General features: G+C 41.0%; 16 protein-coding genes. 10 read left to right on the forward strand and 6 right to left on the reverse strand.

Translation table 11 applies throughout. From position 1 onward, the window contains the following. Nucleotides 1-28: 28 nt before the first annotated feature. The 3 genes from DFP80_RS12955 to DFP80_RS12965 all read left to right on the forward strand — a co-directional run bounded on the left by DFP80_RS12955 (nt 29) and on the right by DFP80_RS12965 (nt 2805). Entirely contained in the window at nt 29-484 is a 456-nt protein-coding gene (locus DFP80_RS12955; RefSeq protein ID WP_113917220.1) for a DUF1499 domain-containing protein, read from the forward strand. 80 nt (nt 485-564) lie between these two features. Next, nucleotides 565-1284 carry a winged helix-turn-helix domain-containing protein gene (locus tag DFP80_RS12960; RefSeq protein WP_113917221.1) on the forward strand — a complete coding sequence of 240 codons (720 nt, stop codon included), beginning with the start codon at nt 565-567 and terminating at the stop codon, nt 1282-1284. Nucleotides 1285-1290: 6 nt separating this feature from the next. Then, nucleotides 1291-2805 carry an ATP-binding protein gene (locus tag DFP80_RS12965; RefSeq protein WP_175020609.1) on the forward strand — a complete coding sequence of 505 codons (1515 nt, stop codon included), beginning with the start codon at nt 1291-1293 and terminating at the stop codon, nt 2803-2805. A gap of 225 nt (nt 2806-3030) precedes the next feature. Here the strand turns inward: DFP80_RS12965 and DFP80_RS12970 are convergent, their stop codons facing one another. Next, entirely contained in the window at nt 3031-3957 is a 927-nt protein-coding gene (locus DFP80_RS12970; RefSeq protein ID WP_277749256.1) for a LysR family transcriptional regulator, read from the reverse strand. Between the two features lie 131 nt (nt 3958-4088). Continuing rightward, complete coding sequence (gene argF / locus DFP80_RS12975; protein WP_113917222.1) at nt 4089-4994, reverse strand: ornithine carbamoyltransferase; 906 nt, start codon at nt 4992-4994, stop codon at nt 4089-4091. Between the two features lie 244 nt (nt 4995-5238). On the opposite strand from argF, the gene grxD reads away from it, so the two are divergent. Together grxD and DFP80_RS12985 are read left to right on the forward strand one after the other, a co-directional pair. Then, nucleotides 5239-5571 carry a Grx4 family monothiol glutaredoxin gene (gene grxD / locus DFP80_RS12980; protein ID WP_113917223.1) on the forward strand — a complete coding sequence of 111 codons (333 nt, stop codon included), beginning with the start codon at nt 5239-5241 and terminating at the stop codon, nt 5569-5571. An 86-nt stretch (nt 5572-5657) separates the two neighbouring features. Then, nucleotides 5658-6281, forward strand: coding sequence for a peroxiredoxin (locus DFP80_RS12985; RefSeq protein ID WP_113917224.1), 624 nt, complete (start codon nt 5658-5660; stop codon nt 6279-6281). A 102-nt stretch (nt 6282-6383) separates the two neighbouring features. Here the strand turns inward: DFP80_RS12985 and gloA2 are convergent, their stop codons facing one another. After that, nucleotides 6384-6773 (reverse strand): SMU1112c/YaeR family gloxylase I-like metalloprotein, encoded by a 390-nt coding sequence (gloA2, locus tag DFP80_RS12990; RefSeq protein ID WP_113917225.1) that lies wholly within the window; start codon nt 6771-6773, stop codon nt 6384-6386. Between the two features lie 25 nt (nt 6774-6798). Then, nucleotides 6799-7749: a LysR family transcriptional regulator gene (locus DFP80_RS12995; RefSeq protein ID WP_113917226.1), complete on the reverse strand. Its 951-nt coding sequence runs from the start codon at nt 7747-7749 to the stop codon at nt 6799-6801. Nucleotides 7750-7977: 228 nt separating this feature from the next. Here DFP80_RS12995 and DFP80_RS13000 point away from each other — a divergent pair, with 228 nt between their 5' ends. Next, nucleotides 7978-9393, forward strand: coding sequence for an esterase-like activity of phytase family protein (locus DFP80_RS13000; protein WP_113917227.1), 1416 nt, complete (start codon nt 7978-7980; stop codon nt 9391-9393). A 57-nt stretch (nt 9394-9450) separates the two neighbouring features. On the opposite strand, the gene DFP80_RS13005 is transcribed toward DFP80_RS13000, so the two are convergent. Beyond that, nucleotides 9451-10380, reverse strand: a complete 930-nt coding sequence (locus tag DFP80_RS13005; protein ID WP_113917228.1) for a LysR family transcriptional regulator — start codon at nt 10378-10380, stop codon at nt 9451-9453. A 285-nt stretch (nt 10381-10665) separates the two neighbouring features. Here DFP80_RS13005 and DFP80_RS13010 point away from each other — a divergent pair, with 285 nt between their 5' ends. From DFP80_RS13010 to DFP80_RS13025, 4 genes are all read left to right on the forward strand, one after another. Further along, entirely contained in the window at nt 10666-11979 is a 1314-nt protein-coding gene (locus DFP80_RS13010; protein ID WP_113917229.1) for a CitMHS family transporter, read from the forward strand. A gap of 93 nt (nt 11980-12072) precedes the next feature. Beyond that, nucleotides 12073-13410, forward strand: coding sequence for an acyclic terpene utilization AtuA family protein (locus tag DFP80_RS13015; RefSeq protein WP_113917230.1), 1338 nt, complete (start codon nt 12073-12075; stop codon nt 13408-13410). A 3-nt stretch (nt 13411-13413) separates the two neighbouring features. Continuing rightward, the gene (locus tag DFP80_RS13020; RefSeq protein WP_113917231.1) at nt 13414-13713 is read left to right on the forward strand and encodes an AtuA-related protein; all 300 of its coding nucleotides are present in this window, start codon (nt 13414-13416) and stop codon (nt 13711-13713) included. Between the two features lie 317 nt (nt 13714-14030). Continuing rightward, on the forward strand, nt 14031-14759 hold the full coding sequence (locus DFP80_RS13025) for a YccT family protein (RefSeq protein WP_113917232.1): 729 nt from the start codon (nt 14031-14033) through the stop codon (nt 14757-14759). A 65-nt stretch (nt 14760-14824) separates the two neighbouring features. Here DFP80_RS13025 and DFP80_RS13030 read toward each other — a convergent pair whose 3' ends face one another. After that, a complete protein-coding gene (locus tag DFP80_RS13030; RefSeq protein ID WP_113917233.1) occupies nt 14825-15700 on the reverse strand; it encodes a carboxylate/amino acid/amine transporter in 876 nt (291 codons plus the stop codon). Nucleotides 15701-15850: the final 150 nt, after the last annotated feature.

Here is a 15850-nt window from a genome sequence, read left to right on the forward strand (position 1 = left end):
ATGAAAACTGCTTAGGAGTTGTAGAAGCATGGTTCGCTGGATAATTGCATTTATTGTTGTCTTGTTCGTAGGTTTTTTTGTATACGTCTCAATAAGTAATAAATCACCTGAAGGGCTTGGTGTTAACGATGGTGAGCTATTGCCTTGTCCTTCGTCACCGAACTGTGTATCGACCCAATCTTCTCCAGAAGATACAGAGCATTACGCTGAACCAATAGTCTATACTGGCGACCGTATGAAGACTCAATTGTTGATAGAGTCTTCCATTTTAAACAAGGGAAATGCTCACTTGGTTAGTAGTACATTGGGTTATGTTCACTTTGAAATAAAAAGTTCTTTGGTTGGCTACATTGATGATGTTGAATTTTATCTACCGGCTGCCGACAGTGTCGTGCATGTGCGTTCTGCTTCTCGAGTCGGCTATTCTGATTTTGGTATTAACCGCAAGAGAATTAGACAAATTCAAAATCTTCTAGTAGATTGATTTTAAAAGAGTTGATCTGATATCTACAGGCTTTATAAATTATTCAAACTAAAATGATTACAACTGGACGAGGATTGCCCATGAGCATAGATGACAACAGAACCATTTTGATTGTTGAAGACGATGAGCGTTTGGCATTACTCACTCAAGAGTATCTGCAGAAAAATGGTTTCATAGTTGGAATCGAGCCAGATGGGCGCAAAGCCATTTCTCGCATTGTTGATGAGCAACCGTCTTTGGTGATTCTGGATCTTATGTTGCCCGGTGCTGATGGCTTTACTGTGTGTCGAAGTGTTCGTAATGATTACAAAGGCCCTATTTTGATGTTAACAGCGCGAAGTGACGATGTTGATCAGATACTAGGGTTAGAAATTGGTGCGGATGATTATGTGTCTAAGCCTGCTAAACCTAGAGTCTTATTGGCTCGAGTTCAATCTTTGCTGCGTCGAAGTACACAAGATGTAGATTTAACAATAGATGTTTCTAAAGAGGAGCAGAATTTAGTTTTCGGGCCTTTGACTGTTGATAATTCTCGTCGTGAAGCATGGTTGAATGAAGAAGAAATTGAATTAACCAGTGCGGAATTTGATTTGTTGTGGCTGCTAGCAAGCAATGCGGGTCGAATTTTGAGTCGAGAAGAGATTTTTGGTGAGTTACGAGGTATCGAATACGATGGTCAAGATCGCTCAGTAGACGTTAGAATTTCTCGTATACGCTCGAAGATAGGTGATGATCCAATTCACCCTCGCCGTATAAAGACTATTCGTAGTAAGGGTTATCTGTTTGTAAAAGAAGTTTAGAATAAAATGCGAGCTGAAATGTGGCGGCTTTATCGACACCTTATTTTGGGAGGTGTCGTTATTGTGGCGTGTTGTTATGTCGTTATGGAGTTCACCCAAATTCGTTTTGGTGCATCAAGAGCTGAGCAGTTGTTCTGTGTTGATGCGGAAATAAGTTCTGTCTTATTACTTTCTGGTGTGACTAAATCACTTCCAGATTCCCAGTTTACTTGGACCTCTAAGTCATCTGACCCACTTTCTATCGCCTCAATGTCCTCCCTTGTTATGGATAAGAAGTGGCTCAAACTTCCCGATGACAGTTATCAAATAACTCTTGGGAGTCCCAATGAGCCTATGCTTACAGGGCATGCTAAGCAAGAAACCCCATTTTTTAAAATAGAATCATTGTTGACGCAATTCTTGCTCGCCAGTGAGCTTTCTTATTTAGATAAGGTTTCTTTGCTTGAAAGTATGCCCTGTCTTTCTGTGCGAGAAATAGACACTAAGGCTACGGGGCCATTAATTGGGGTTTCTATAGTGCGTGGCGCCTACAGTGAATATGGCTTTATATGGAAAGATAAAGAGGCTAATGGTTCTCTATACTTGTCGGTTGCCCATGATGACAACGTTTCTTTAACATTAATTGTAGTCGTTGTTGTTGGTGTCGGTATTACGATTATGCTGATGCTTATTTGGCGTGAACTTATTTCTTTGGATTTTAAACGTAAAACGTTTGAGAGCATCACTCGTCAAATTGCTCGTGGTCGAAGTGGTTTGCCTAAAGGTATTCCTGACAGTAGTGGGACCTTGAAAGAGTTAGCTTATTCATTTGATTCTATGTCTTCGCATATTCAACGTCTGCTAAAAGTGCAGCGGGAGATGATAAACGCGATTTCTCATGAATTAAGAACGCCTATTGCTCGTTTACGATTTGGCCTAGAGGTGATGAAAGACGAGGTCAATGAAGATGTTGCTAAAACGATTGAAGCTCTTGAGGGAGATGTAGAAGAGCTGAATACGCTTGTTGATGAAGTATTAACTTATGGGAAGCTAGAGGCTGGATCATTAGCGCTTAACTTTAAAGAGCTTGCTATTTCTGAACTGGTTGGCGATATATTGCAGCATAACCATCTCTTGCTTCAGCACCTCAAGGTCGAGGTCAATATTAATGAAACAGACCTGGTTTTAGCAGATGAGCATCATTTAAGTCGGGCATTGCAGAACCTTATTTTGAATGCAGCAAAGTATGCGGCAGGCAAGATTGTTATCTCTTTTACTTATGATGAAGAGCGCTGGCAGCTGGATATTGAAGATGATGGTCCAGGTATTGCGTTTGAGGATAGGGATAAGGTCTTTATTCCTTTCCAACGATTAGACAACAGTCGTACTCGAGCCTCTGGTGGGTATGGGTTAGGGTTAGCGATTGTTCAGCGAATTGCTTTTTGGCATGGTGGCGCCGTGTTGATCGATGCCAGTGAGTCTGGCGGTGCTAAGTTTAGTTTGATTTGGTCACGTAACCAGCATCAGAACACTTTGTCCTGATGCTGTAATTGTAGCGATAATCGCACTTGCCAATACTTTGTTAAAAATAGACTCGCTTATTTATGAATTTGGCAACATGGGCTCATTTATAACCCATAAACTCGGCTTTGGCTTCCTGCTTCGCCCTAATAACTACATCCATGTAGTTATCCACTTTTCGTCTATTTTTGCTTCGTCTAGGCTTCGCTCGTGAAATTATTTGAAAGTTTGTTTTGAGTGATGTTTTTAAAGTTCAGGGGCTAAAATGCCTTTTAGATTTTTAAAGCAGGTTTTTGATGCGGTAGAAATCAGATCCTCCATATAGGCGTTCTCGCGCTGATCCTTTCTGATTGCTAGGTAGAGTTTGCACCATACTCCTTCTTCGCCTAGTGACTTAGTAATGACGTATTGTCGATTTGTGTATTCTGTTAATGCCCAATTTGGTAAGCAGCATACACCACGTCCACTTGCTACTAATTGCATCATCATCAGCGTTAATTCGCTGTGCCGAATTTTAGCTGGTGACACATCGGCAGGGGTGAGGAAGTGTTTAAAAATATCCAACCTTTCCGTTTCAACTGGATAGGTGATAAGCGTTTCTTTCGCAAAATCTTCAGGGTTGAGAAACTCTTTTTTGGCTAGCGCGTGATGTCTTGATAAGGCAACCTGAGACTCATATTGAAACAATGGAATGTATTCAATATTGGGAATATCTTGTGGATCGGAGGTGACCACTAAATCCAAATCACCGCGAGCAAGTGCTGGTAATGGCATGAAGCCAAAGGCTGTAGATAGGTCTAACTCGACATCGGGCCAATGTTCGCGGAAGTGATCAATGGTCGGCATAAGCCACTCATAGCAACTGTGACACTCAATGGCTATGTGTAAGCGTCCACTTTCGCCTTCGGCAAAACGTTGGATATCACGTTGAGCCGAACGAAATGAGAGTAGCACATCATCGGCTAATTGTAATAAGCGTAGGCCTGCGCTGGTAAAGCGTACGGGTTTTGTTTTCCGGATGAAAAGCGGACAACCTAGCTTTTCTTCAAGGTCTTTTAGCTGATGAGATAGAGCTGATTGTGTTAAGTGAACTCGTTCTGCTGCTTCGACTAAGCTGCCTGTTTCTCTGAGGGCGGTCAGTGTTTTTAAGTGCCTAACTTCAATAATGCTCATAGTAATTCACTGTGGATGCATTTCCTTTTATTTAAGAGTCCCATACTTAAGAGCCAACGTTGGGAAGCTCAATGCTTGGGTGAAAAGAAGGCTCGTAGAAAAGGTTAGTTCTCACGAGCCTTGATACTGTGTTAGCGGCACAGCAGAAATTCAAGAAGTGCTTTTTGTGCGTGCAAACGGTTTTCAGCTTCATCCCAAACAACGCTGTCTGGGCTGTCAATTACGTCTGCAGACACTTCTTCACCTCTGTGAGCCGGTAAGCAGTGCATAAACAAGGCATCGGAATTTGCGTTAGCCATTAGCTCGTTGTTTACTTGGAAGCCATCAAAGTCTTTTAGGCGTTGTTCTTGCTCGTCTTCTTGACCCATTGAAGCAAAGACGTCAGTGACAATAAGGTCGGCGCCTTTGGCTGCTTCATGAGCATCATGAAGGACAGTGACTTTATCTGCATGTTCTGCAACCAAATCTGCATTCGGCTCATAACCAATGGGGCATGCAACGACTAATTGGAAGTCGAGCATAGCTGCGGCGTTAATATAGGAGTTACACATGTTGTTGCCATCACCCACCCAAACCACCTTTTTGCCTTCAATAGAGCCGCGGTGTTCCTGATAGGTTTGCATATCTGCCAGTAGTTGGCATGGATGATAATCGTCAGTTAACGCGTTAATAACGGGAACGGATGAGTATTTGGCAAAAGTTTCTACTGTTTCGTGGTCAAAGGTTCTGATCATCACCGCATCGACCATGCTGGAAATAACGCGAGCGCTGTCTTCAACAGGTTCGCCACGACCTAGTTGGGTGTCGCGCGATGAAAGGAACAGTGCGTGACCGCCAAATTGAGCCATGCCTGCTTCAAAAGAAACTCGAGTTCGAGTCGATGACTTTTCAAATATCATCGCTAAAACTCGATTCTTTAGCGGTTGAAAAAGAGTGCCTTCGTGATGGATTTTCTTAAGCTCAGAAGCTCGTAGTAATAATTGTTTTAACTCATCAGAAGATAGATCCTTCAGAGTAAGAAAATGTCTAGGCGACACGCTAGGACTCCTTGTATGTCTTTAAAAAAAGGGAATCGACCAATTTAATACACTCAGGTAGGCGAGTAAAGGGTAAATAACAAGAGAAAGACGAAAGGAAAGCTTCTTTTTGGGGTTGTAAATGCACCACGAGACCCAATAAACTGAGGCAAGTTTAATGAATTTAATAGACTTAAATTTAGTAAGGGCATTAATAATTGATTTGTTCTTACGAATGGACAGTTGCAGAGCGAGGTTTTTTAGCATGAGTAATACAATCGAAACAATTAAAGAGCAGATTAGCAGTAACGATATCTTGCTGTACATGAAAGGTAATCCTCGCGCTCCGCAGTGCGGGTTTTCATCGCAGGCTGTGCAAGCATTAATGTCTTGTGGCGAGCGTTTTGCGTTTGTAAATATATTAGATAATCCTGATATCCGTTCTGAGTTGCCAAAGTTTGCTAACTGGCCAACATTTCCGCAGCTTTGGGTGAAAGGTGAGCTAGTTGGCGGCTGCGATATTATCGTTGAAATGGCTTCGAACGGCGAGCTACAGACGCTGATTAATGAAGCAGTCGGTTCATCTTCAGAAGAGTAAGTTCTGTGTTGCTTATGAAAGTAAGTGGCATTTTTGAGTTAAACATTAGCCTTTAAATATTAAGCAATAATAAGGAGACGTGAAAGATGTCTATTTTAGTTGGTAAAAAAGCCCCAGATTTTACAGTTCCAGCCGTATTGGCAGATGGCCAAATTGTTGATTCTTTCAATCTTGCTGAAACAATCAAAGGCAAATACGCAATCGTGTTTTTCTATCCTCTAGACTTCACATTCGTATGTCCTTCAGAGATTATTGCTATGTCTCACCGCATGGATAAATTCCGTGAAATGGGCGTAGAAGTTATCGGTGTTTCCATTGACTCTCACTTTACTCACAATGCTTGGCGTAATACACCAGTAGAAGAAGGTGGTATCGGTGCAGTTGAATACACTTTAGCCGCAGACATGGATCATGCAATTGCAAAAGCATACGGCATTGAATCAGAAGGTGGTGACTCTTACTACCCAGCTGGTGTTGCGATGCGAGCGTCTTTTGTTATTGACCAAAAAGGCATCGTTCGCTCACAAGTAGTAAATGATGAGCCAATTGGCCGTAACATGGATGAACTAGTTCGTGTTGTTGATGCGCTACAATTCTTCGAAGAAAATGGTCAAGTTTGTCCTGCTGGCTGGAATAAAGGTGACAAAGGTATGAATACTTCACCTGAAGGCGTTGCGTCTTACCTTTCTGAAAACTCTAAATCACTGTAAAACGTTTTTTTATAGAGTAAGAAAAACGCCTGCTATGAAGATAGTGGGCGTTTTTTTTGAACCTGAAGTGCTAAACTTTGAGGTTGATTTTAAACGCCAGTGTTATCGCTCGTACAGCTCAAGGGGTAAGTCATCTGGGTCAGCAAAGAAGGTAAAGCGCTTACCTGTCAGTTCATCTAAGCGGATCTCTTCCGTGATTATGCCGTGCTGATTTAAATGTTCAATGCAGGATTCTAAATCCTCTACTGCAAAGGCTAAGTGTCTCAAGCCTTGCGCTTCAGGTCGAGAAGGGCGAGCTGGCGGAGATGGGAAGGAAAAAAGCTCAATTTGCTGCTGCCCATTAATGGCAAGGTCTAATTTATACGATTGACGTTCTTTCCTATAGGTTTCTTTAAGTATACGAAAGCCAAGAATTTCGCTATAGAATCGTTTCGATATCAAATAGTCAGAGCAAATGATAGCGACGTGATGAACATGGGAAACGTTGAACATAGTGTTTGTCTTTTTGTTGCTCTTATTATTGAGTTTGTGCTTTTAATTCGTTCGCCACATCTATAACTTGTCTCCGGAACCATATATGACTGGCGTCATGGTGTAGTAATGGGCTCCAAATCATTTTAAGTTCAATTTGTGGAATATCGAATGGAGGTTCAAGAATTACTAAATCTGGATTCTTTTTATTCACCATAGCCACTTTTTTGGGAAGTGTTGCAATGAGGTCTTGCTCAAGAGCCAAGTGCATTGCGGTATGGTAACTTCTGGTGAACACTCGAATACTGCGTTTGTGGTCGAGGGCTTGTAGCGCTTCATCAACCCAACCTAATTTCTGTACGTCGTTTGGGTCCATGCCAACACCTACGCCGAAGCCTGTTTTACTTACCCATATATGCTGGGCTTGTAAGTAAGCATCAATGTCAAAATTATCTTTTACAGGGTTGTTTGAGCTCATCATACAAACAAAGGTATCAAGCCAGACACTCTTTTGATGGAAAGACTGAGGTAATTCTTCAAAACGGTTAATCGCCATATCGATTTTACCGGCCTCAACATCGTGAAAAGTAACATCGCTTGGCGTCATTATGTCGAGCGTAATACCTGGCGCAAATTCCCGTAGACGGTTGAGTAGCCGTGGAATAACGGTTGAAGCGGCATAGTCACTTGCCATAATACGAAATACACGTGTACTGATACTTTCGTTGAAGTCAGCTTCTGGTTGTAGAGCTTCTTCTAGTTCTAATAAAACTTTGCGTACAATAGGCTGTAGGCGTAAGGCTTTTTCTGTTGGCTTCATGCCTTCACTAGTGCGAACAAGCAGGGGGTCGCTCAGTAAGTCTCTGAGTCGTTTTAAACCGTTGCTCATTGCAGGCTGGGTGATGTTTAGCTGATTAGCAGAACGCGTGACGTTACATTCTCGTAGCAAGACATCAAGGTAAATAAGCAGATTAAGGTCTATTTTATTAATATTCATAATTTTTATGGTTTTCGCATAGTCTATATATAGTATGAATTTATTGTATTGACCTTTACGCAAACTTCAACTGTAAAATTCAAAATCATTATTTTAGTTAACCATACCTGTTTTAGTTTCTTATAGTGACTTCTTCTTTATAAGTCATCAAATCGTCATAGCAAGTCATTACTCTTTATTAAGAAGTATATAAAGCACAATCGTGCTATCAAACAAAAGGACGAAAAAATGACGAGTAAGATTTGGTTATTGGGTTTGGTTTTTGTTGGTGTGCTCTCGGGTTGTGCAAATAACTCGACAACGTCGACAGCAGGTTTTGTTGATGGTTTTCCACCTCAAGGTAGTGAGTTGCCTTATTCAGTATTGCGGGACGATTTGATCGATAGCAAGACAAATACACCATTTGAAATACGTAATGGTGGTTTTGGTTCTGCTATGACGGCGAATCCAAATCAAGCAAATCAATTTTATGCGCTGACAGATCGTGGTCCGAATGCTAACTATAGTGGTGATTACGGCAAAGGAAAAAGTTTTCCAGTAGCCTCTTATACCCCTCGAATTGGTCTTTTTAATGTTGCCATTGACGGCAAGGTGACTATGGTAAAAAGTATTCTACTTAAGCGCCCAGAAGGCAGTTTGATTTCTGGTTTACCAAATACTTCAGCATTAGGCGGCACTGGAGAGACACCGTATCATGCGGATGGCCAGCCTGTTTTAGTGGATGATAGTAAGCCGTATGATAAGGTGGCTAACCCAATTAAGCTGGACGATTATGGTTTAGATGGCGAAGGTTTGGTTGCGCTTAAAGATGGTACTTTTTGGATTAGTGATGAATATGGTCCACACATTGTTCATTTTGACAGTAGGGGCGTAGAGATTGGCCGCATTAATGCTTTTAAAGGCGATAGTCGTGACGTTTTTCATCTCCCTGCAGTTTTCCAACATCGCCGGGCGAATCGAGGTATGGAAGGCTTAGCGATTACACCAGATGAAACGACACTAGTGGGAATCATGCAATCCAGCATGAAAAATCCGGATAAAGCTGCGCAAAAAGGTAGCCTCACACGAATTGTTACGGTGAATTTGACTACAGGAAAAACAGAGCAGTACTTATATCGCCAAGAAAAGAGTGAGAATTCAAACTCTGAGCTTGCTGCATTAACGGCTAATAAGTTTTTAGTCATCGAGCGAGATGGTAGTTTTCTTTTTGGTGGGCCTAATGGGAGGTCTAAAGCTAAGCCAAATGCTCAAAAGCATGTTTATCGTATTGATTTAACAACAGGTACGCCTCTGTCTTCTATTGCTTTGTCAGACTCTATTAAGCGGGATGTGAGTCATGGGATGATGATTGACGGCCTAACTTTGGAGCAGTTTGTAAACAAAAATGGCTGGGAAGCTTTGTCAGCTAAAGGAATTCATCCCGTGAACAAAAGTTTGGTGGTGGATATGGTGAAGGCTGTTTCTTATCCTCATGATAAAATGGAAGGTCTGTGGGTAATAGATAAAAACCACCTTGGTGTATTGAACGATGATGATTTTGCAACTTGGTCGACCAAAGGGAAATTGGAGCAGAAAATTTTAGATAAGAACAAGGTTGATTCGAATAGACTTTATATTATTAAAGCGAACTTAATAGGGAATTAGTTAATATTATCTTAAGGTTCTAAAAAAAGGAATGCTTTTTAGTATTCCTTTTTTATTTTATACGGGGCTATTTTGTATTGTTTTTATTTTAGAGTTAAACCTCAAGGCTTCATTTATAATGAAATCAGAAAAAAGTTTTACATGACTAGGCTGTGCTCTATTTTTTAGACTGACTAAATAAATGTCTCGCTCTAAATCGATACCTTCAAAAGGTATAATGGCAATGTTTTTATGCTTAAATTGAAATAATGTCAAACCGCTTGTAATACCAATGCCATAGTTCGCAGAAATAAGTCCCATCATAGTAGTGAGTTGTTGGACTTCTAAAGCGTATTTAATTGGTTCTCCTTGTCTTTCAAATAGTTTATCTGTGTATTGGCGGATGCTAGTGCGTTGGCTGAAGCCAATAAACGAATATTTATAAAGTTCATTGAGCGTCACTTTCTTTTTTTGCCCTAGGGGATGATTAACGTGGCATAGAAGATAAAACTTATCTGAGAACAGATAGTGGGAATCAAAGATATTTGTCGCGGGCTGGCTGGCGGTGAGTGCTAAATCAGCTTGCCCATTTACAACAGATTGAAGGCACTGATTCCATTGAGTGTCATTTAATTTTATTTCTGTTTGAGGGTGGGTGATACTGTATTGCGTTAGTATTTCTGGTAGCCATTCCACGGCAAGTGAGGGCAAAACACTCAATGTAAGTGTGCCTTCTTTTCCCAATGAACGTGCCGTAATTTCATCTATTGCTTCATCGTAATCTAGGATCAGGCGTCGTGCAATATCTATAAAATGAATACCATTAGCATTCAGTTCTACCTTGCGTGTATCTCTGTCAAATAGACGATAACCAATTTCATCCTCAAGGCTAGCAATAATAGTGCTGAAAGCGGGCTGAGAAAGGTTAAATCGCTTAGCGGCTTGGGTAAAGCTGTCATGCTCACTCAGTATTAAAAACGCACGCAACTGCTTTATTGATAAGTTCATTCTTCTTCTTTTTTTATTTATTAAAATGATATTGTTCGATGATACTAACCAGCTAGCCTTTAATCGTCAAATCAACATTTTCTAAATAATAGATAGTTTGTTTTATTGTCTTTCTTTGATTCTTGAAAGGTTTTTGTGAATTTATTTGAGTTTTAATTAAGTTTATTCGTTTTTTTGATTGGTGTTTATTAATTATTTAGTGATAAAAATAGGTCAGGTTTTTGTCCTCTTTCACTATTGAGAGTAGGTGCATAGCTTCTAAATATAATAATAAGGAGTTGATTAATGTTGGCATTCTGGGGGTTCTGCACCATAGCGGTGTTGTTGACGCTTATCATGACTAAGCGCATGTCGGTCGTAGTGGCCTTAGTTTTGGTTCCGATTGTGTTTGCTTTGTTAGCAGGTTTAAGTTCCGAATTGGGCGGTTATATTTTGACCGGACTGAAAAGTGTGGCCCCGACTGGAATTATGCTGACATTTGCTATTTTGTATTTTTCTGTAATGAATGATGCCGGAATGTTTGATCCTATGATTAAAGGGATCATTAAATTTGGAGGGCAAGATCCGACCAAAATTGCCGTTGGTACGGCACTCATTGCCATGATAGCGCATTTAGATGGTTCTGGAGCATCCACTTTTTTAGTTTGTATACCTGCCATGATACCTATTTATGATCGATTAGGAATGGATCGCAAGGTGCTTGCCTGTATTGCTGCATTAGGTGCCGGTACGATGAATATATTACCTTGGGGTGGTCCGACGCTGCGTGCTTCCTCTTCATTAGGTGTGGATATTTCTGAGTTATTTAACCCAATTATCCCTGCTTTTGGGGCTGGGGTATTAACGGTTCTTGTTGTGGCCTTTTGGTTGGGAAAGAAAGAGAAAGTCCGTTTATCGAGTGTGGGGCCTTTAGGGGGAAGTTCCTCTTCGTTTGTTGGTATTGATGATAATGAAGATGAAGAAAAAGCGAGTCTAAAACGGCCTAAGTTATTTTTCTTTAATTTATTGCTTACCGTTGGCGCATTGACGGCATTAGTTACTAAAACAGTGCCTCTGCCAGCTGTATTTGTGATTGCTTTACCTATTGCCTTGTTGGTGAACTATCCAAATGTAAAATTACAGCAAGCTCGCATTAATGCTCACGGTCATGCGGCTATTTTGATGATTTCAATTATCTTTGCTGCTGGTGTGTTCACTGGGGTTCTTAAAGGCTCCGGGATGATTAAGGCGTTGGCAACATCTTTAGTAAGTGTGGTTCCTGAAAGTTTTGGTGCGCATTTACCACTTTTGACTGCAATTACTTCTATGCCCGCAAGTTTGATATTTGACCCTGACTCATATTATTTCGGTGTGTTGCCAGTGTTATCACATGCCGCAGAAGCGTTAGGGGCTAGCGGAATTGAGGTTGTTCGTGGCGCATTACTTGGTCAAATGACGACTGGCTTTCCTGTTAGCCCTCTTACAGCATCGACTTTTTTGCTAGTTGGGCTAGCGGGTGTTGATCTAGCAGATCACCAAAAGAAAACGATTCCCTTGGCATTTTTAGTAACTTTGGTAATGACTTTAGTTGCTGTGATTACGGGTGCATTGAGCATTTAAACAAGAGCAGAGTGAGCTCATTTGTAGGGCCCTCTTTCGTTGTAGTGTACTTACTCGGGTGCTTTTCTAATAGTTTATTGGATCTAATGAAGAATGAATAAAATCAGAATTGGTTCTGGCGCAGGATATGCTGGTGATCGAATTGAGCCCGCCGTTGAGTTGGCACAAAAAGGTCAATTGGATTATTTGGTATTTGAATGCCTTGCAGAACGAACCATTGCTATCGGTCAGAAGCAAAAGAAACAAGACGCGAATAAAGGCTATAACGAGTTACTAGAAGCACGTATGCGGGCTGTGTTGCCGAGCTGTTATGAAAACTGTGTGCGCATTGTAACTAATATGGGAGCAGCCAACCCCATTGCGGCTGGTCATTTGGTTATGCGTGTTGCGAAAGAATTGGGCTTAGCATCATTTAAAGTTGCAGTGGTCTTAGGTGATGATGTCTTGCCTGAATTGCACCGATTGGATCTAAAGTTGAATGAAGCTGGTGTGGCGGTATCACAAAGTGGTAAAGATATTATATCGGCTAACGCGTATATGGGAATTGAAGGTCTGCTTGAGGCTTTAGAAAGTGGTGCCAATATGGTAATTGCTGGTCGAGTCGCGGATCCTTCTTTGTTTCTTGCACCTATGGTTCATGAGTTTGGTTGGCCCCAAGATGATTGGGAGAAATTAGGTAAAGGAACTTGTATTGGTCATTTACTTGAATGTGCTGGGCAGATTACAGGTGGATATTTTGCAGACCCTGGAGTGAAGGATGTGATTGGGTTAGCTAAGCTTGGCTTCCCTCTTGCTGAGGTGGATGAATCTGGTGATGCGGTCATTACCAAGGTGGAAGGTTCTGGAGGCGTTGTTTGTGAAGCAACATGCAAAGAACAATTGCTTTATGAAATTCATCGTCCAGATCAATATTTCACGCCTGATGTGGTGGCAGATTTCTCCAACGTTTCTTTCATACAGCAAGGTGATAATCGTGTTGCCGTAAAAGGGGCGAATGGCTCAGTAAGAACACAGACCTTAAAAATATCGGTTGGTTATAATGATGGCTTTATTGGTGAAGGGGAGATTTCTTTCGCTGGGCCAAATGCCGTTGCTCGTGGTCAATTGGCTCTGGATATCGTAAAAGAGCGTTTTTCTGTGTGTCGGTTTGAGCCTATTGAAGCCAGATATGATTTGGTCGGTGTAAATGCATTACATGGTGTCACTAGATCAACGCACGGCGAACCCTACGAAGTTCGCGCTCGTGTTGCTGTTCGCTGTTCAACGTTTGAGGATGCGGTCTTTGTGGGTAATGAGGTTGAAACCTTATACACCAATGGACCAGCTGGAGGTGGAGGTGTTGCTAAGTCCGCCAAAGCCGTGCTGGCTATGGACTCTTGCTTGATCCCGCGCGATCAAGTACATGCAACTATTACAATTTTGGAGGATTAAGCAATGAAACTACGCGACATCGCTCATTCTCGTACAGGGGACAAAGGGGATATTTCGAACATCTCTCTTATTGTTTATGATATTCATGATTATGGGCAGATTAAAGACGCTGTGACGGCAGAGAAAGTACAAAATTGGTTTAGTGATATTGTCTCTGGTGAAGTTGTGCGCTACGAACTACCGGCTATCGGTGCATTAAATTTTGTTATGTATGAAGCGTTAGGTGGTGGTGTTACTCGTTCTTTGGCTCTCGATATACATGGTAAGAGCCTGAGCTCGGCTTTGCTAGATTTTGTGATTTAGTTGTTTTTTTAACTGCCATCAAATTTGATGGCAGTTTTTGCCCTTATATACTCTTTTCATCTAGCCATATTGTTTCCGGCTATGGCGAGCGTTTCACTGATTGCTGTCATTGGCAAAATAATGCTGAACTCTGCTCCAGTAAATCAAACGATAATACTCTCTTTTCAGTTAAGCAATCATGCACAAACTAAACTTATTTGATAATGAAAAAGATAAAACTTAGTAAGTGTCAGTATGGTGAGTTAAACGCAGCAGAGAGTAAGCATTTTTATGCTAGATTCAACCTCTATTTTGTTACGTGCTGTAAGGGAAAATTGATGAAAATAAAAAATTATGCTCAAGCATTTGGTATTTTATTGTCTGGTTTTATGGCGTTACCAGCAATCGCTGCCACCTTTGAGGTGCCAAGGTCATTTGAAATAATGTACGTCGATCTTGAAAGTGCTGGCCAGTTTGGCAATGACTTCAAAGTAGATCTTGATGAAGGTCAGCATCAGATTGTTGTTCGTTTTAATAAATTATTGCGCAGCGGTGGTGATACTCATGAATATCAATCAGAGCCAATCGTTTTAGATTTGCAGTTTGCAAAGAACGGCTATTTGATTTTGAAGGCTCCTTACATTTCTAACCAAAAACAAGCTGAGAGTAACGCTAAAGATCCACAATTTACGATTTATGATGACGTGAGTGGTCAACAGGTTGACTACAAAAAACAAAATTTGAAGACCAAATCAGGGCTTCAAAATACTCGAGATTATGTGACAGAAATTGAGCGTTTAACAGCTAAAAGCTCGACTAGCAAGATTAGCTCTAGTTCTGCTCCTATGCCTGCTCCTGTTATTATGATGGAAGATGTTGCTTTGGAAATGATGCAATTTTGGTACAACCAGTCCGATAAAGTGACTCGTAAAGACATTCGTATTTGGATTGCGGATGATATGTATAAGCCGACAGTCGCTAATATCCAGCATCAAATGTTCCAGTTTTGGTTTAAAAGAGCGGATAAAGAAGAGAAGAAAAGCTTTCAAGCATGGATCGTGGAATAACGCCATGTGCTAAATAAAAACGCCCAATGAAAATTGGGCGTTTTTATTGGTTTATTGGATTTTAACTAAGCGGTAGTTTGTGCTTTGGCATGTTTTTGATTGAATTTATCGTTGACCCAAAGTGCTAATAATATAATCCCACCACCTATACTTAACCGTAGAATGTCGGCGTCACGATTCCAGAAGATCACATTAACCAGTATGCCTGCAGGAATAAGTAGATTATTTGCGACAGCGAGAGTACCAATATTCACCATAGTCGCGCCTTTGTTCCATGCAAAATAGCCTAAGCCTGAAGCAATCACACCAAGGTAAGTTAAAATAGACCATTGAAGTGTTGTCGTTGGTAATTTTTCGGGGTTTCCTAGTGCTAGGTAGCATGGAATAACAACCGCTAATGCGCCAAGGAAGAACCAGCCAAAAACCGTACGTTGCGGCAGGTCTGGACGTTCTTTTGCTATGATACGTTTATAGCCTACCTGACCGGAAGCAAAGCAAATATTGGCACCTTGAACAATCAATAACCCTTTAACAAAGCCTTCGTCTATTCCTTGGTAGCGAATTGCAATGGCACCAAGAATGGCGAGTATTGCACTGATCGCAAAGCCGATATTAAGGCGGCGATCAAGCATGTCATTAATGAGTGTGACATACAGAGGGGTCATTACTGTAAAAAGTAGAACTTCGGGAACGGACAGATACAAGAAGGATTGATAATAAAATCCATACATAATACCAAGCTGTAAAGCACCGCAGATCATTAATTTAAAAGCAATTTTCGCCTCTATTTGACGTAATTTTAAGAAGGGTAAAAAAACCACTGTTGCGAGAGTTACACGCATAAGAACGGAGAACCAGGCATCGACCTGACCCGCAAGATACACTCCTATTAAGCTAAACGAAAAGGCCCAAAGTAGGGTGACCGCAATGAGTATTGGCATATTAATTTGTTCCAAATGAGAATTTTCGCAAATTTTACCGATTAATTATGTTGCGGTAAATCAGTTTACTTTTTTATTTTTAAAGGTTTACTAGTGTGTTTTAAATGACCTTTTTTTGTGGTGGTATTTTTATCTGCATGATTACATGAA

The sequence above is a fragment of the Marinomonas rhizomae genome (assembly GCF_003315485.1).
Lineage (GTDB): Bacteria > Pseudomonadota > Gammaproteobacteria > Pseudomonadales > Marinomonadaceae > Marinomonas > Marinomonas rhizomae.